The sequence below is a fragment of the Pseudomonas sp. LSJ-87 genome (assembly GCF_032971465.1).
Lineage (GTDB): Bacteria > Pseudomonadota > Gammaproteobacteria > Pseudomonadales > Pseudomonadaceae > Aquipseudomonas > Aquipseudomonas putida_Z.
Window position 1 is genome coordinate 1 of sequence record NZ_JAWJYQ010000023.1, and the last position, 15,223, is coordinate 15,223.

General features: G+C 62.3%; 17 protein-coding genes and 1 pseudogene. 13 read left to right on the forward strand and 5 right to left on the reverse strand.

All coding sequences use genetic code 11. The features are described from left to right. Positions 1-500 precede the first annotated feature (500 nt). A complete protein-coding gene (locus tag RYH74_RS15045; protein WP_317409661.1) occupies positions 501-1,298 on the reverse strand; it encodes an SDR family oxidoreductase in 798 nt (265 codons plus the stop codon). A 108-nt stretch (positions 1,299-1,406) separates the two neighbouring features. Between RYH74_RS15045 and RYH74_RS15050 the strand changes: the two genes are divergently transcribed. Continuing rightward, positions 1,407-2,351, forward strand: coding sequence for a GlxA family transcriptional regulator (locus RYH74_RS15050; protein ID WP_317409662.1), 945 nt, complete (start codon positions 1,407-1,409; stop codon positions 2,349-2,351). An 8-nt stretch (positions 2,352-2,359) separates the two neighbouring features. Here RYH74_RS15050 and RYH74_RS15055 read toward each other — a convergent pair whose 3' ends face one another. Then, positions 2,360-3,682, reverse strand: coding sequence for an APC family permease (locus RYH74_RS15055; protein WP_075045271.1), 1,323 nt, complete (start codon positions 3,680-3,682; stop codon positions 2,360-2,362). Between the two features lie 99 nt (positions 3,683-3,781). Continuing rightward, entirely contained in the window at positions 3,782-4,603 is an 822-nt protein-coding gene (locus RYH74_RS15060) for a carbon-nitrogen hydrolase family protein (RefSeq protein WP_075045270.1), read from the reverse strand. Positions 4,604-4,765: 162 nt separating this feature from the next. Between RYH74_RS15060 and RYH74_RS15065 the strand changes: the two genes are divergently transcribed. The 3 genes and pseudogenes from RYH74_RS15065 to RYH74_RS15075 all read left to right on the forward strand — a co-directional run. Then, on the forward strand, positions 4,766-5,554 hold the full coding sequence (locus RYH74_RS15065; RefSeq protein WP_317409663.1) for a helix-turn-helix transcriptional regulator: 789 nt from the start codon (positions 4,766-4,768) through the stop codon (positions 5,552-5,554). A 206-nt stretch (positions 5,555-5,760) separates the two neighbouring features. Then, positions 5,761-6,414, forward strand: coding sequence for a dTMP kinase (locus RYH74_RS15070; RefSeq protein ID WP_075045268.1), 654 nt, complete (start codon positions 5,761-5,763; stop codon positions 6,412-6,414). Between the two features lie 97 nt (positions 6,415-6,511). Next, positions 6,512-6,637, forward strand: a pseudogene (locus RYH74_RS15075) (peroxiredoxin); the annotation flags it as partial. 234 nt (positions 6,638-6,871) lie between these two features. On the opposite strand, the gene RYH74_RS15080 reads toward RYH74_RS15075, so the two are convergent. Then, complete coding sequence (locus tag RYH74_RS15080; protein WP_085704760.1) at positions 6,872-7,702, reverse strand: oxidoreductase; 831 nt, start codon at positions 7,700-7,702, stop codon at positions 6,872-6,874. Positions 7,703-7,829: 127 nt separating this feature from the next. Between RYH74_RS15080 and RYH74_RS15085 the strand changes: the two genes are divergently transcribed. Further along, positions 7,830-8,720, forward strand: a complete 891-nt coding sequence (locus RYH74_RS15085; protein WP_286099920.1) for a LysR family transcriptional regulator — start codon at positions 7,830-7,832, stop codon at positions 8,718-8,720. A 165-nt stretch (positions 8,721-8,885) separates the two neighbouring features. On the opposite strand, the gene RYH74_RS15090 is transcribed toward RYH74_RS15085, so the two are convergent. Continuing rightward, complete coding sequence (locus RYH74_RS15090; RefSeq protein ID WP_317409664.1) at positions 8,886-10,673, reverse strand: thiamine pyrophosphate-requiring protein; 1,788 nt, start codon at positions 10,671-10,673, stop codon at positions 8,886-8,888. Between the two features lie 138 nt (positions 10,674-10,811). Between RYH74_RS15090 and RYH74_RS15095 the strand changes: the two genes are divergently transcribed. The 8 genes from RYH74_RS15095 to RYH74_RS15130 all read left to right on the forward strand — a co-directional run bounded on the left by RYH74_RS15095 (position 10,812) and on the right by RYH74_RS15130 (position 15,090). Further along, positions 10,812-11,345, forward strand: coding sequence for a cupin domain-containing protein (locus RYH74_RS15095; protein WP_317409665.1), 534 nt, complete (start codon positions 10,812-10,814; stop codon positions 11,343-11,345). A 100-nt stretch (positions 11,346-11,445) separates the two neighbouring features. Continuing rightward, a complete protein-coding gene (locus tag RYH74_RS15100; protein WP_003258752.1) occupies positions 11,446-11,664 on the forward strand; it encodes a hypothetical protein in 219 nt (72 codons plus the stop codon). A gap of 18 nt (positions 11,665-11,682) precedes the next feature. Next, entirely contained in the window at positions 11,683-11,994 is a 312-nt protein-coding gene (locus RYH74_RS15105; RefSeq protein WP_317409666.1) for a hypothetical protein, read from the forward strand. A 108-nt stretch (positions 11,995-12,102) separates the two neighbouring features. Then, positions 12,103-12,399: a DUF6555 family protein gene (locus RYH74_RS15110; protein ID WP_025339190.1), complete on the forward strand. Its 297-nt coding sequence runs from the start codon at positions 12,103-12,105 to the stop codon at positions 12,397-12,399. Between the two features lie 107 nt (positions 12,400-12,506). After that, positions 12,507-13,031 (forward strand): hypothetical protein, encoded by a 525-nt coding sequence (locus RYH74_RS15115; protein ID WP_075045260.1) that lies wholly within the window; start codon positions 12,507-12,509, stop codon positions 13,029-13,031. A gap of 240 nt (positions 13,032-13,271) precedes the next feature. After that, the gene (locus tag RYH74_RS15120; RefSeq protein ID WP_075045259.1) at positions 13,272-13,859 is read left to right on the forward strand and encodes a hypothetical protein; all 588 of its coding nucleotides are present in this window, start codon (positions 13,272-13,274) and stop codon (positions 13,857-13,859) included. Next, positions 13,859-14,287 (forward strand): phage holin family protein, encoded by a 429-nt coding sequence (locus tag RYH74_RS15125; protein ID WP_084785187.1) that lies wholly within the window; start codon positions 13,859-13,861, stop codon positions 14,285-14,287. The genes RYH74_RS15120 and RYH74_RS15125 overlap by 1 nt, the downstream gene beginning before the upstream one ends. Further along, entirely contained in the window at positions 14,284-15,090 is an 807-nt protein-coding gene (locus RYH74_RS15130) for a DUF3618 domain-containing protein (RefSeq protein WP_317409667.1), read from the forward strand. Before RYH74_RS15125 ends, RYH74_RS15130 begins: the two co-directional genes overlap by 4 nt. Positions 15,091-15,223 lie beyond the last annotated feature (133 nt).

Genomic DNA, 15,223 nt, shown 5'->3' on the forward strand with positions numbered 1-15,223 from the left:
GAGCTGCGTGAGCGCGCGCTGGCGGTGTAAGGCCTGACAGGATCGGCGCCACCTCAAGGCTGGCGCCGATCCTTTGTGGGAGCGGCCTTGTGTCGCGATGGGCCGCAAAGCGGCCCCCCGGATTTCAGCGTCAACGCAACAATCGCCGGGGCTGCCATGCAGCCCATCGCGACACAAGGCCGCTCCTACAGGGATAGCGACCTGCCTCAGAATCCTTGAGCCGGTGCCACCCACAGCATCGCTCAAAGGGCAAGTTCGGTGTCCTTGTCGGTGTAAGGCCTGACAGGATCGGCACCACCTCAAAGCTGGCGCCGAACCTGTGTAGGAGCGGCCTTGTGTCGCGACGGGCCGCAAAGCGGCCCTCCAGATTTCAGCGTCAACGCAACAATCGCCGGGGCTGCCATGCAGCCCATCGCGACACAAGGCCGCTCCTACAGGGACAGCGACTGGGGCGCCGTGCTCGGTAACCCCCGCGCGGGCCTTCGACCAGGCAATCAGTTTCAGCTGGCACTGTAGCGAGGTGCCAGCCGGTTGCTGGAAAGCTCACCGAACAGGGCTTGACGGTTACTCTCGTAGGTTTCGTAGCGCTGCAGGTCATGCAAGGCAGGGATGGAGATCAGTACCTTGTTTTCGAAGTCCTGCAGGGCGCCTTCGACCAGGTCGTCAACCGACATCACGATACCTGGGTCGAGGTTCTCCACCGGCAAGCCGCCAATCGCCCAGAAGTCGGTGGCCGTGGCGCCAGGCAGCACGGCCTGGACCTGGATGCCGTGTGGCGAAAGTTCCTTGTACAGCGACTGGGTGAAGGCGGTGACGTACGCCTTGCTGGCGCCATAAACGCCATTTAGCAGCTCCGGGACCAGGCTGACGACCGACGAGATATTGATCACTGCACCTTGCTGGCGGGCAACGAAGCCTGGCGTCACGGCATAGGTAAGGCGGGTGAGGGCGGTGACGTTGAGGCTGATCATCTCGGCCATGCGTTCGACATCGCTTTCCAGCAGGGGGGTATGGGTGCCGATACCGGCATTGTTCACCAGCAGGGTGATGCTCGCGTCTTCACGCAACTTGCGCTCGACCCGGGCGAGTTCATCGGGGCTTGCCAGGTCTGCCGGGAAGACTTCGACACTTTGCCGGGTTTCCTGGCTGATGCGGCTGGCCAGTGCATTGAGGCGGTCGCGGTTGCGTGCGACCAGCACGAGGTCATAGCCGAGGCGGGCCAGGCGCTCGGCGTATACCGCGCCGATACCCGAGGAAGCGCCGGTAATGAGGGCGGTGCCTTTGTGCGAGTGAGTCATGATTCAAGCTCCAGTGGTTGGGGACTGGGGCCATGATGCGGTAGATTCCCACTGGCTCAAATGACGTATATGGTAGTGTTTCAGGACACTACCAGACGGAGCCCGGTCATGCATCGCATCGGCTATCTGATCACCGAAGGTTTTCAAATCATGGGCCTGGCCACGCAGACGGTGTTCGAGGTCGCCAACCTCGTCGCCGGGGAGGCGTTTTACCGGGTGCAGAACTTCTCGGTAGGTGGCGGCATGGTCCGCTCATCGCTGGGCATGCCCATCGAAACCCTGCCGTTGGCTGCACCAGGCCTGGCTGACACCTGGATGGTCAGCGGTACCCTGACCCCCGAGACGCCCCCCGCCGATGAGGTGCTGGCGTGTGTGCAAGGCTTTGTTGCCAGTGCGCGCAGGACCGCCGGGCTGTGTACCGGCTCCTTCGTGCTGGCGCAGGCCGGTGTGCTGGACAATCGCCGGGCCACCACCCACTGGGCCTATGCCAAGGCACTGCGCACCCTGCACCCCAAGGTCGAGGTCGACGATGACCGGATCTTCATCATCGATGGGCCGGTCTGGACATCGGCGGGAATGACCGCGGCCCTCGACATGGCGCTGGCCATGGTGGAGAAAGACCTGGGGGCAGAGCTGGCCAGGTCGGTGGCGCACAAGCTGGTGATGCATCAGCGGCGCTCAGGCGGGCAGTCGCAACATTCCGAACTGCTCGCCCTGGCGCCGAAGTCGGACCGCATCCAGAGCGCCCTGGAATACGCCCGCCAGCACCTGAGCCGCCCGCTCAGTGTCGAAGAGCTGGCCGGTGTGGTGCACCTGAGCCCCAGGCAGTTCACCCGGGTGTTCACTGCCGAAACCGGGCAGTCCCCGGCCAAGGCCGTGGAGAACCTGCGCCTGGAGGCTGCCCGCCTGATGATCGAGCAAAGCCGGCACAGCCTGGATGTGGTGGCCAGGGAGACCGGCTTCAGAGACCGTCGGCACCTGCGCGAGGTGTTCATCCGCGGGTTTGGGGTGCCGCCGCAGGCGGTGCGCAGGGATGCCAGGCGAGTGGTCTAGAGGGTCGTTCAGGCTTCCTCGAAATGCATCTCCGGTGGCTTGCGCTTGAAACCACGGGTAATCACGGTCAGGTAGAGCACCCCGAGGCAGAGCCAGCCTGCCCCCAGGTAGATCGCCAGGTGATCGAGACTCGCCATCAGCCACAAGGTGGAGGCAAAGCCCACCAGGGGGAATGCGAGGTACATCAGCAGCGCGTTGGCACCACGCTGCTGCATGGCAACCCAGTAGTGGAAGATCACCGCGAGGTTGACCAGGCTGAAGGCGAGAAAGGCACCGAAGTTGATGAACGAGGTAGAGGTCGTCACGTCCATGCGCAAGGCGAGCAGGGCGACCACCCCGCACAGGATGATGCTGGGCACCGGCGTACTGAAGCGCTCGCTCAGCTTGCCGAAGAATGATCTGGGCAGCACACCGTCACGCCCCATCGCATACAGCAGGCGGGAGGCGCTGGCTTGCGCCGACAGGCCCGAAGTGAACTGGCCGACGATCAGCCCCAGCAGGAAGATGCTGACGAAGATGTCGCCACCGATGTTCTGGGCAATTTCATAAGCCGCAGCGTCGGCGTTGGCAAAGTCGGTGGATGGGTGAGCGAGCTGAACGAAGTAACTGCAGGCGATGAACAGCCCGCCGCCGATCAGGGTGATCAGCAGGATGGCTTTCGGGATGTTTTTGCGTGGTTCCCTGGTTTCTTCGGTCAGGGTGCTGACCGCGTCGAAGCCCAGGAATGAATAGCAGGCAATCGCCGCACCGCTCATGATCAGCGGCAACTGGGTGCCTTCCTTGTAGAACGGCTCGAGTGTCCACAGCGGCACCGTGGGGTCGCCCCAGACATAGTGCACCGCGAGCGCAACGAACGCCGCCAGCACCAGCAACTGAATGAACATCAACAGGCCATTGACGGTCTTGGCCAGCCGCAGGCCGATCACATTGATCGTCGTGGTGATGCCGATGAATGCCAGCACCCAAATGGCTTGCGGCACGCCCGGGAACGCCGAGTGCAGATAGGCCGCGCCAATGAGCCAGATCGCCATGGGCAGGAACAGGTAGTCGAGCAACACCGCCCACCCGGTGATGAAGCCCAGCTGCGGGCTGATCGATTTGCGCACGTAGGTATAGGCGGACCCGGCGACTGGAAAGGCGCGCGCCATGTGGCCGTAGCTCAAGGCGGTAAAGAGCATGGCGATGGCGGCAGCGAGGTAGGCTGCGGGTACCCTCCCTCCCGTGGTCTCGGCCAGGATACCGAATGTGCCCAGGACGATGATGGGGGTCATGTAGGCGATGCCGAAAAGCACCACCGAGCCCAGCGAAAGCGTTCGCTTGAGTGTGGCCATTACTGCTTGCTCCAGCTTGTGATTGTTATTCAGAGTCGAACACGCTGCCGTCCCTGGCGGCCTTGCATTCCAGTAAGAGAGCCTGGAAGGGTGGAATATTCAGGAGGGGATGATCAGTTCGCGAAGGCCGTTGGCGTGCTCGACCTGTTCACCCGGCAGCTGGATGCGGCGCTGGGCGATGTAGGTGTAGTCGCGCCGTGACTGCTGCAGTTGCTCCATGGTCAGCTCGACGGTCATGCGGCACTCGCTACGGCCGGCTTCGCACAGCAACTGGCCGTACGGGTCGACGACGGCACTGCCGCCAGCGAAAACCAGGCCGCCATCACCGTCGCCCACGCGGTTGACCATGACCGCGAAGGCCTGGTTTTCCATGGCGCGTGCGGTGATGGCGGTTCTGTGGGTGGGCCCGTACGGGTCCATGTTGCCGTTGGTGACAATGATCAGTTCTGCGCCCAGCTGCCCCAGGGCGCGGGCGGTTTCAGGGAATTCGATGTCAAAGCAGATCAGCAGGCCGACACGGATGCCTTTGAACAGGGCTGTCGCAAAACGGTCGCCTGGGGTGAAAACCCCGCAGTCCGATGCCCAAAGGTGGGTCTTGCGGTAGGTGAGCGCTACGCCATCAGGCGTGACCAGCACGGTGGTGTTGTAGAAACGACCGTCGTCTGCGGCTTCGGCCAGCCCGACGACCACGGCAACGTTTTGCGCTTGTGCGGCCTGTTGGACTGCCGTGATGCTCGGGCCATCCAGTGGTTCGGCGATGCGTCCGATGTTTTCTTCGGTTGGGAAGCCCATCAACTGGGTTTCCGGGAAGACCAGCAGATCGGTATCGGCGCCGCAGTTGCCGATCGCCTCGATGGTGCGCTGCAGGTTGTACGCGGTATCGCCATCGCGACCGGCCAGTTGGACAAGCTCTACCTTCATTTCCAATCCTCGACTAACGGCTTCGACCGCCATGCCCTGGCGGCATGGGGTGTAAAAAACGATCCCGGTACAGGTTCGCTCAGCGTAAGCTAGCCCGGATTATGGGGTGGTCATCATGGCGGGGGGTATTACGCCCACGTGGTAACCCAACAGGGGTAGAGGATGAATTTTACGCTGCACGACATCGCCTGGCACCGATCGGTAGGCCAATTGATCGACACCCTCGACAAGGACCACTTCTGGACAGCCCTGGTGCGGTTGCTGAACGAGTACGTTGCCTGCGACAGCTGGGTTGCGCTGCTGTTTTCCGCAGGGCGCCCGCAGGTGTTCGCCGAATGCCCCAGTGCAGACGGCAACCCTGACCCGTTGTTCCAGGACTATCTGAACGGCCTGTACCTGCTGGACCCGTTCTACGTGGCCAGCCGAGAGGCTGTGGTGTCCGGCCTGGTGCGCCTGGCGGACGTGGCCCCTGAGTGTTTCGAGCAGACGGACTACTACCAGCGCTATTTCCGGCTTAACGTGGTTGCCGATGAAATTCAGTTCAACGTGCAGCTGGATGCGCAGCGCACGTTGTGCCTGTCGTTGGGTAGCAAGCGCCGGTTCAGCATCGAGCAGGTCACCCTGCTGGAACTGTTGCGGCCTTGGGTCACTGCGCTGATGCGCCAGCGGATGACGTTCGAGCGGGAGTTGCTGGAAGAGGCCACCAAGCCCGCGCCGCACTGGCAAAGCCGCATGGAGGACAGGGTCGAGCAGATGGAGTCGCCGCTGACCGGGCGTGAGCTGGAGGTGGGCCGGCTGATGCTCAGCGGGTGTTCCAGCAAAGAGATCGCGCGCAAGCTTGAAATCTCCGTGGAGACAGTGAAAGTGCACCGCAAGCATATGTACAGCAAGCTGGGTATCAAATCGCAATCGGAGCTTTTTTCGCTGTTTCTTCAGGCCCAGCTGGGTTGATTCCGGCCAACTAGATGCCCCCCTCATGGGGCTGCACATGACTTGTTGCTTTAGCAGGGAACCTGTGGGAGCGGGTTTACCCGCGAACACCGGCTTAGCCGGTGCCATCCACCGCGTCGCTTGCTTCGCGGGCATGCCCGCTCCCACAAAGACCGCGCGGGCACCCAGGCCTGCGCTGCATCTTCAGATTCGACTGGTAATTAAAAATGACCCGCCCGCTGTTTGTTTCCATCGATGGGCCCAAGGGCACCGGCAAGACCACGCTTCTGGAGGCGGTTACCAAGGCCCTGAGGGCTGACAACAAGAAAGTGATCCGGCTTTGCGAGAAAAAAAGCGACCCCTACCGGGGAGAAACCATGGCCCTCGTCAACCAACTGGTCAGAAACCCCTCCCGGGACCTGGAATTGAGGGTATGCGAGCGCTTCGCCGAAAGCCGTGCCTGGATTTCCCGGCATGTGCTGCCGAGGCAGCCAGTAGACAGCATCATCCTGATCGATCGCTGGTACCCGTCCGATGCCGCATTTCGCCGCAGCGTGGCGTTCGACGAGATCCTGCGCCTGAACCTCGAGCGAAATGTGCAAGTGCCCGATTTGCATGTCGGCGTTGTCACGGCCCCTGATACTTCATGGGCAAGGGCCGCGGCACGAACGCGCGGGTTGGGTAGTACGGTGATCCATAGCCTGGACGAGCAGGTTGCCTGTACCGAGGCGTTCGAACGTGCGGTAGCGGAACACGGCTGGGTACTGTGCCGTAATGAAGGGGCCATCGAGGATGCAACGCGGCAGGTAGTGGCCGAGATCGATGGCGTGCTTCAGTGTGTTGATCGGGCTGGGGGCTGGCCTGTTCGCGGTGGTAGCTGACGTACCCCGGTGGATGCTGCATCATGCCTGGCCATTTACCGCCCCAGGGAGACAGCGATGATCAAGACCGGCGATACACTGCCCGACGTAACGCTTTGGCCGGCGTTCGCAACGCTTTGCCATGTTGGTCGACAACCTGGTGGTCAGGCACATCGCGGTCGAAGCACCCGGCAAGTTCGAGTGCAGCGACGCCGCGAGCATGTTGGCTGTTTGTAAGCCCTGAAGGCATACACAGGTCCTGTGGGAGATTGCCCAGCCCTTTGGGTCGCGCTGTCGCACAGATAACGGAATTCGCAAGCGATCCTCTTACCCTGTGGGAGCGGCTTTAGCCGCGAAAAATCCAACGCGGTGCATGGCACCGGCTGCGCCGGTGTTCGCGGCTAAAGCCGCTCCCACAGGGTCCCTGCTAATTCAATGAGTTATGTGCAGTTCTATGGGAGCGCATGCGGTGTAACGGCTACGCGGCAAAGTCGGTAGAGAGCGACAGGTCCCGCCACTGGGCCAGTTCTTGCTCGACCGCGCTGTTCTTGGCCTCGATGCGCGCGACGGCGTCGCTGCCCAGCGCCAGGCGCAGTGGCGGGTTCGCCGCATTGGCCAGGGCCAGCAGGGCTTCGGCCAGCTTCGCAGGGTTGCCGGGCTGGGCATGGTTGGCCGCCTCGGCGTAGTGGCGCATGACACCGACGGTGGCTGCGTAGTCAGGCAGCTCCAGGGCCGTCTTCACCAGCGATTGGTCATCCAGGAAGTCGGTACGGAAGAAGCCCGGCTCGACCACGGTCACCTTGATTCCCAAGGGGGCCAGCTCCTGATGCATCGCTTCGCTGATGCCTTCGACCGCGAACTTGGTCGAACCGTACACCCCCCAGCCCATGTAGGCCTGGTAGCCGCCGAGCGACGAGATGTTGATCACGTGGCCACTGCGTTGGCGACGCATGTGGGGCAGTACGGCGCGGGTTACGTTGAGCAGCCCGAAAACGTTGGTGGCGAACAGCCGTTCGGTTTCGCTGGCGCTGGTTTCTTCTACCGCGCCGAGCACGCCAAAACCGGCGTTGTTGACCAGCACGTCGATTTGCCCGAAATGCTTGATGCCAGCAGCGACCGCCGCATGGGCGTCCTCTTCGCGGGTCACATCCAGGCGCACGGCCAACAGGTTCGGGTGCCGGCCAAGGCGAGCCTCGATGTCTTCCGGGTTACGCGCCGTTGCGATGACGGCGTCACCCGCTGCCAGGGCCTGTTGGGCGATCAGGGTGCCGAAACCGCGGGAAGCGCCAGTAATGAGCCAGGTACGCATGTCAACTCCTCCTGTATCCGACCCTGCACCATGCGGGCCTTCTCGATGAGTTGAGCGAACTTTAAAATCTGCGGATTGATGTGATAATCCCATGAATATTACATAGGCCTTTGAGTAGCTTTCAGCAATGAAGCCAACCAGCACCGCCGACCTGTCCGTGTTCCTGTGCATTGCCCGCCACCTGAACTTCAGCCGCGCGGCGGTCGAGCTGGGCCTTACGCCCTCGGCCCTCAGCCATGCGCTGCGGGCCCTGGAAACCCGTCTTGATGTTCGCCTGTTCAACCGCACCACGCGCAGTGTGGCGCTTACCGAGGCAGGGGAGCGTCTTTACCAGAGGCTGCAACCGGCCTTTCGGGACATCGCCGACGCGCTGGAGGACCTCAACAACTTCCGCGACAAACCGTCAGGCAACCTGCGCATCACCGCCGGGCGTGCCGCAGTAGAGCTCGCGCTACTGCCACTGGCCAATCGCTTTCTGCTGGCGTATCCGGATGTACGCCTGGAAATCGTCAGTGACGATGCGCTGGTGGACATGGTGGGCACCGGCTTTGACGCCGGCGTGCGCCTGGGGGAGCGACTCCAGGCGGACATGGTTTCGCTGCCCATCGGCCCTTACCTTCGTTCGGTGGTGGTAGCGGCGCCCGCGTTCTTCGATCGATATCCTGTTCCACAGCACCCGCAAGACTTGAAGCAGCTACCTTGCATCGGGCACCGCTTCCCTGGTGGCGCACTTTATCGATGGGAATTCGAGCGCGGGGGCGTGCAACTGGAGGTCGATGTACAGGGGCCCTTGGTATTGGGTGACGTCAGCCTGATGCTGGCGCCTGCCTTGCAAGGGCTCGGCCTGGCCTATGTGTTCGAAGACATGGCCAAGGAGCACCTGGAGCGTGGCCATCTGCAGCAGGTGCTGGGGGACTGGTGTCACTACTACCCGGGGCTGTATCTGTACTACCCGAGCCGCCGCCAGGTGCCTGCGGCGCTGCGGGCCTTCATCGAGTTCGTACGGGAGCAGCGCTAGCGTGAGCATGGCTTCTGGAGGCAGGTAGGGAAGGGCTAAACTGGCGCCAGTTCCAGCGCGTTTCGCTTTGCCGTCGCTGCCTGCGATGCCATATGCCAAACCACTGTTTCAAAGGTATTGGTGTTTCGCCGGGCAGATGTGTAAGGCCCCGCAGCCGCGCACATCTCATCTCTTGCCCGGCAATACCGAGCCGAGAACTTGCCTGGCCGTCTGCACGATGACCCCAGCCTGGTCCGGGTCGCCCTTGAGCAGGCTGCTGGCGAACTTCTTCGCCTGTTCAAGCTTGATGTGCGGCGGCAAGGGAGGTACGTCCGGATCGGTCTTGAACTCGATCAACACCGGCCGGTCAGCCGCCAGGGCTCGCTCCCAGGCGTCGGCAATGTCTTCTTCGCGTTCCACATAGATGCCTTGCAAGCCGATGGAGATGGCGAACAGATGGTAGGGCACATCAGGAATCGTCTGTGAGGCCTCGAACTTGGGGTCGCCCTCCATTACCCGTTGCTCCCAGGTCACCTGGTTGAGGTCTTCGTTGTTGAACACCGCGCAGATCCACTGTGGGTTTTCCCACAGGCGCCAGTACTTGGCGACGGTGATCAGCTCGGCCAGGTTGTTCATCTGCATCGCCCCGTCACCCACCAATGCCACCACGCTGCGCCGCGGATGGGCGAACTTGGCGGCGATGGCATAGGGTACCGCCGCACCCATGCTGGCCAGGCCACCGGACAACGAACACTGCATGCCCTGGCGTATCTGCAGGTCGCGGGCAAACCAGTTGGCGCAGGACCCGGAGTCGCTGGTGACGATGGCGTGGTCGGGCAGGCGAGGGGAGAGTTCGTGCACCACGCGCTGGGGGTTGATCGGGTCGGCCTTGACCAAGGCGCGTTTCTGCAGGGTCTTGTCCCAGTCTGCGCGCCAGCCTTCGACCTTGTCGCGCCAACGGCGCTCGGTCTTGTGTTCGAGCAATGGCAGCAGTGCCCGCAGCGTTTCGCTGGCGTCACCGACCAGGTTGACCTCCATGGGGTAGCGCAGGCTGAGCATGTCTGGCTGCAAATCGATCTGCACGCCACGGGCCTGGCCTTCCTCAGGCAGGAACTCGGCGTAGGGGAAGCCGGAACCGATCATCAGCAAGGTGTCGCATTCGCTCATCAACCGATAACTCGGTTCGGTACCTAGCAGCCCGATGGCGCCGGTGACCCAGGGCAGGTCGTCTGGCACTACGGCCTTGCCCAGCAGCGCCTTGGCCGCGCCTGCACCAAGCGTTTCAGCTACCGCGATCACCTGTTCGGTGGCTTGCAGTGCACCGGCTCCGACCAGGATCGCCACTTTTCGCCCAGCGTTGAGTACCTCGGCGGCACGTTGCAGGTCCTGCTCGAAAGGCACCACCCTGGGCCTGCTGTAGCCGATGCCGGAATGCACCGTGCCATGGGCTTTCGGTGGTTCGTGGTAGGGCAGGTCCTGCAGGTCGTTGGGCAGGATGATGGCGGTGACCCGGCGTTCGCCGACGGCGGTACGTACGGCGCGATCGAGCAAGTGGCGCACCTGTTCCGGGGTCGAAGCCTGCTGGACGAAGGCACCTGCGACGTCCTTGAACATCGACAGCAGGTCCAGCTCCTGCTGGTAATGCCCGCCAAGCGCTGCTCGCGCCTGCTGGCCGACGATGGCCAGCACCGGCTGGTGATCCATGCGCGCGTCATACAGGCCGGTAAGCAGATGTGAAGCGCCGGGGCCGGAGGTGGCAATGCACACGCCCAATTCGCCGGTGAACTTGGCATGGGCGCTGGCCATGAAGGCCGCCATTTCCTCGTGGCGTGCCTGGATGAACTGGATCTTGCCCTCGGCCCGGCTCAACGCCCCGAATACCCCGTTGATGCCGTCGCCGGGGTAACCGAAGATGCGCCGCACCCCCCATTGATACAAGCGCTCCACCAGAAAGTCGCCTACCGTGCTGGTCATTGCCTTCTCCCGTCCTGTGACCGATAGGGTCTGGACTTGGCGCGGATCGGGAAAGTTTCAAGCGTGTGCGCACTGGTCTACCGACTGGAACCTTGCATGAGCCATCGGGTTCGCAAGTGAACGGACAACAGGATCAGGATGCTCGACATGAATGCGACAGACACTGCGGGTGCCACCGTGCAGACCTTGTATTTCAAGGACGACGGTGCAACGCCGAACAGCCGTTTCCCGGTATTGCTGTACCGCTTGCAAGTCAACCCGTCGCAAGACTGCGCCAGTGCCTTCGAGGCGCTGTTCACCGCACACCAGTGGGTGCCGCTGTGGCGCGGCGGGATCTTCGATTACCATCACTTCCACCCCAATGCTCATGAGGTTCTGGGCGTCGCATGCGGCCGGGCGCGGGTGACGCTGGGCGGCGAAGCGGGGCAGACAATAAGCGTGAAGTGCGGCGACGTACTGGTACTGCCGGCAGGAACTGGCCATCGCTGCGTCGAGAGCAGCGATGATTTTCTGGTGGTCGGCGCCTATCCCAAGGGGCAGGAAAACTTCGATATCCAGCGCCCAGAAAGCGCAGGGCACCAGCAGGCGCTGGCGCGAATCGCTTCCGTGCCCGACCCCGCACAAGACCCGGTCAACGGCACGCGTGGCGCCCTGATGACGGCCTGGCGCTGAGTTTCTGAGCCGGTCGTCGCCCCTGCTGAACGGCTGCACTCAAGCCAGGATCAATCGAGCTGAGTCGCCCGATTTCACTCAGCCAGCAGGAGTTACAGCGATGGCCAAGTACCTGTACCTGATCAGCTACATCCTCGACAACCAACCCGGCACCTGCGAGTTGCGCAGCGACCAGGAGGACCTGAGCCGCGAAGCGGCGCGCGATTACCTGCAAGGCATGCACCGCAACGAAGCGTCATCTTTCACTGACGTGCAGGTGCAGCGTCTGGAGCACGACCATGAGCCAGGCACATCGCCGGGGCATTATCAGCAGCCATGAAAAGGTGAGGGCTGGCAGATGAAACGAAGAGGTGAAACCTACAGACGGTGGTGCGACCCGATCCTGCACCATCAGACCCATGAGGAAACGCTCGGCACCGGCACCTGCCTGGAAGTGCAGACGCGCTTGTCACGCACAGGCGCCACGCAGTTGTTCATCGGTGTCTATCGCACCGACGGTTCCGTGCTGTGCGAACGGATCTACGACCAGCGCGCGGGGGAAACCATGAGGCGGGCGCTGCTGTGGGGTGTGGGGTATGCCCGGCGCGTCGCGGGTGAGGGCGAGGCGTTGCGTAGCGAACCGGCTGGAAGCGCTGCAGCGTCTGGCTGAACGCTTGAGGCACCGCCGTGGAAAAGAGCGATGACCAACCAGTCAAAATTAATGAATCTTTTTACACGTTGCTCGCTCCATTAGTCTGAATTGGTGAAGGAGAGTGCAATGGCTGGACAGCAGTTGTATGTGATCGAGTACGAGCTTCATGGGGAATTTCGCACCTTCATCATCCGGCTCGAGCGTATGGACAACGCCGAAGCCTGGCACTGGGCAAGTTGCGATGCCGGCGTGGGTATCATCCCGCGGTTCGGCCAGCACAAGATCAAGAAGGTCAGCCGGCCGATGGCTGAGCGCTACGGCATCAACAATGTGCGCTGGCGGGTATCGGGCGACGGGCCGGAGTTCGTCGCACCGACCATTGATGTAAAGAAATTCTCCAATAGCGGTACCGGCGGTACCTGAAGCTTGTTGTGACCAGGACCTGCCTGAAATCTTCAGGCAGGCCTTCACTCATGGGTTCGCTTCTCAAGTTTCGAGGCACCATCATTCTCACTTTCAGGAGCCAGTACGTGCCGCAAATCATCACTCCAGGCACCCCTGAACACGAGATCAGCGAGCGGAACGCCCGCATGTTCGGTTCGCCAAAAGAGCGCCTTGATTTCTACCGCCGTGAAATCCAGTACGAGACCAGCATCCTCGCCAACCGCACAGACGCCTATCTCGCCGCGCAGTCGTTTCTGGTGATCGCCTTCGTATCGTCGATGGGTAACCTCAATCAGAGCTGGGGCGAGATGTTCACGCTGGTGGTTCCGCCGTTTCTCGCATTGCTGGGCGTGTTGAGTTCACTCAATGCGTGGCCGGGCATTCGCGCGGCCTACAAGATCATCGAGCACTGGCAACTGAAACAGAGCCACCTTCTGCGCAGCGAGCCACTGATGGGGCTGGCATATGACGAATCGCCACTGTTCAGCGAGGCGGAAACCTCCCTGGCCGGGCACCGCAAGTCGTTGTTGTTTTCGCTGCGTACACCTTGGATATTCCTGGTCTTCTGGATGATTCTCGGTATTTACGCGGTATTCATCCAGCTGGCCTGAGCGGCGCGGCTGCCCCCGAGACAACGCGGTGCTCCAATCGTTGTCGACTCTGATTACCGCCACCTTCAAAGCCTTTGCTCCGGTACCAATAACCAGGTTTGATTGCGCCATTTTCTCTGGGCCTCCAAGCAAATGTCATAGATCACAAACGCTGAACTCCTGCCGCCTCACCTGCGTCCCTCGAATGAATGCCCCATTAAAGACGGCATCCACCCAACTATCCGCTTCGAGGGCGAAACGATGGACAAGACCAATCAAAGCTCGACCTCTCCACCCGGCAGCACCCAGGAACATGCCTTGATCGATGACGCCGGTGCGCTGCTTGGCGAGGCCAGGCACAAAGGCAGCGAGCAGTTCGAACACTACCGCGATAACGCAGCCGATCAGCTTGATTCGCTTGAGGAGGGGGCGCGCTCGGCTGCTGCTGCGCTGCAAGGCAACGACAGCCTCGGGCTGTCGCAGTACCTGAACCAGGCAGCAGAGTGCGTGGGTGAGTTTGCCGAGCAGGTACGCCATGAAAGTGCCGAAAGCCTGCTGCAGCGTGGTGCTCAGTTGGCCAGGAGCAACCCGGCGCTCTTTTTGGCCGGTAGCGTCGCCATCGGGTTTGCCGTGTCGCGTTTCATGCGAGCCAGCACCAGCCATGAGTCCACCACCCCTGCGTCGTCCGCTGATTGGCCGCAGTCCCGCCCCGCGCAGCCAGTGCCTGATCGTGGTAGCGACATATCCACCCGTGAACCTTTCACCCCCGTCGACCCAGTCGGCCCTGGTGCAGGCACGCCGGTCAGTGGCAGCCCGTTCGAGCGCGATCCACTCAAAGGAGGTGAATGATGAACAAAGACCCCTTGCATACCACCCCAGGCCTGCACACGGTGGAAGACGACGCCGTCGGTGTTGGCGGTTTGTTGCGCCAGCTGATGCGGGAAGTACCGGCCCTGTTCACCAAAGAGCTGGCGCTGGCCAAGGCAGAGCTGCAGCAGAACCTCGCCACCCTCAAGGCCGGCACGGCTGCGGTGGCAGCGGGCGCGATCGTGATGCTGGCGGGCTTCGTCATCCTGTTGCTGGCGGCAGTCTACGCCCTGGCGATGGTAGTCGAGCCTTGGCTGGCAGCCTTGATCGTGGGCGCGGTCACCTTGGTGATCGGGTTCATCATGTTGCAGTCGGGCAAGAAACGGTTCGAACCCACGCACCTGGCCCCTGACCGCACCTTGCATGCCATGCAGCAGGACAAGGACACGCTGAAGAGGAAACTGCCATGACCACTTCCTTCGAACATGAAGCGCACAAGGACCCTGACTTGCTCGAGCAGGAAATCAACGCCAAGCGCGAGCATATCAGCGATCTGGTGGACGCCCTCGAACAGCGCCTGAGCCCGGGCCAGATGGTCGACCGAGTCCTGGCCTATGCCAAAGGCAATGGCGGCGAGTTCTTCCAGAACCTGGGCACCACCCTCAAGAACAACCCCGTACCCGCTACCCTGACGGTACTGGGCCTGGCCTGGCTGGGCCTGAACCAGAACCGCCCCTTCAACCCCGGGCCTGCGCACCATGGGCCTGGGTTGGGCGAAAAGGTCGGCGACGCGGTGGACACGGTGAAGGGCGCTTTCGCGCAGGCGGGGGAGGCAGTGCACGACGCCAGCCAGAAGGTGCGCATGAAAGCCCATGACATGCGCGATCGGGCCAGCGAACTCGGCAGCGGCGCCCGCGACTCCATGGGGGCTTCTGCGGATACCCTGCGCCATTCGGCACACAAGGCCGCAGACCAGGCCACGGCTCTGAAAGGCCAGTTCGATCATCTGCTTCAGGAGCAACCGCTGGTATTGGCCGCTTTGGGGATAGCACTGGGTGCGGCATTGGGGGCGGCGCTACCCAGTACCCGCAAGGAAGACCAGCTGATGGGCGCCAGCAGCGATCGCTTGACCGACACACTCAAGGCCAAGGGTCGCGAGGTGAAGGCGTCGGTCGAAGAGTCGCTCGATCAGGCGGGTGGTAAAGCGTCGACACAGGCAGAGCGCAGGCCTGGAGACTCCGACCTTTCCTCGGGGTTGGGCTTCAATTCCTGATCCTGGGCATCTTCGTCGTCGGCCCAACTGCCCCGGCAGAGGGCCGGCGGCTATCTGTGTGCAGGACAATCGCTTGCAGCTTGAATCAGGGAGGCTCTGCTTTGAAGATCGACGCGTTGTTGACCGAACTCCT

Excerpts from the sequence above, each read along its gene's own strand:
- RYH74_RS15045 (WP_317409661.1), bottom strand. The coding sequence starts at position 1,298 with ATGACTCACTCGCACAAAGGCACCGCCCTCATTACCGGCGCTTCCTCG.
- RYH74_RS15050 (WP_317409662.1), top strand. The coding sequence starts at position 1,407 with ATGCATCGCATCGGCTATCTGATCACCGAAGGTTTTCAAATCATGGGC.
- RYH74_RS15055 (WP_075045271.1), bottom strand. The coding sequence starts at position 3,682 with ATGGCCACACTCAAGCGAACGCTTTCGCTGGGCTCGGTGGTGCTTTTC.
- RYH74_RS15060 (WP_075045270.1), bottom strand. The coding sequence starts at position 4,603 with ATGAAGGTAGAGCTTGTCCAACTGGCCGGTCGCGATGGCGATACCGCG.
- RYH74_RS15065 (WP_317409663.1), top strand. The coding sequence starts at position 4,766 with ATGAATTTTACGCTGCACGACATCGCCTGGCACCGATCGGTAGGCCAA.
- RYH74_RS15070 (WP_075045268.1), top strand. The coding sequence starts at position 5,761 with ATGACCCGCCCGCTGTTTGTTTCCATCGATGGGCCCAAGGGCACCGGC.
- RYH74_RS15080 (WP_085704760.1), bottom strand. The coding sequence starts at position 7,702 with ATGCGTACCTGGCTCATTACTGGCGCTTCCCGCGGTTTCGGCACCCTG.
- RYH74_RS15085 (WP_286099920.1), top strand. The coding sequence starts at position 7,830 with ATGAAGCCAACCAGCACCGCCGACCTGTCCGTGTTCCTGTGCATTGCC.
- RYH74_RS15090 (WP_317409664.1), bottom strand. The coding sequence starts at position 10,673 with ATGACCAGCACGGTAGGCGACTTTCTGGTGGAGCGCTTGTATCAATGG.
- RYH74_RS15095 (WP_317409665.1), top strand. The coding sequence starts at position 10,812 with ATGCTCGACATGAATGCGACAGACACTGCGGGTGCCACCGTGCAGACC.
- RYH74_RS15100 (WP_003258752.1), top strand. The coding sequence starts at position 11,446 with ATGGCCAAGTACCTGTACCTGATCAGCTACATCCTCGACAACCAACCC.
- RYH74_RS15105 (WP_317409666.1), top strand. The coding sequence starts at position 11,683 with ATGAAACGAAGAGGTGAAACCTACAGACGGTGGTGCGACCCGATCCTG.
- RYH74_RS15110 (WP_025339190.1), top strand. The coding sequence starts at position 12,103 with ATGGCTGGACAGCAGTTGTATGTGATCGAGTACGAGCTTCATGGGGAA.
- RYH74_RS15120 (WP_075045259.1), top strand. The coding sequence starts at position 13,272 with ATGGACAAGACCAATCAAAGCTCGACCTCTCCACCCGGCAGCACCCAG.
- RYH74_RS15125 (WP_084785187.1), top strand. The coding sequence starts at position 13,859 with ATGAACAAAGACCCCTTGCATACCACCCCAGGCCTGCACACGGTGGAA.
- RYH74_RS15130 (WP_317409667.1), top strand. The coding sequence starts at position 14,284 with ATGACCACTTCCTTCGAACATGAAGCGCACAAGGACCCTGACTTGCTC.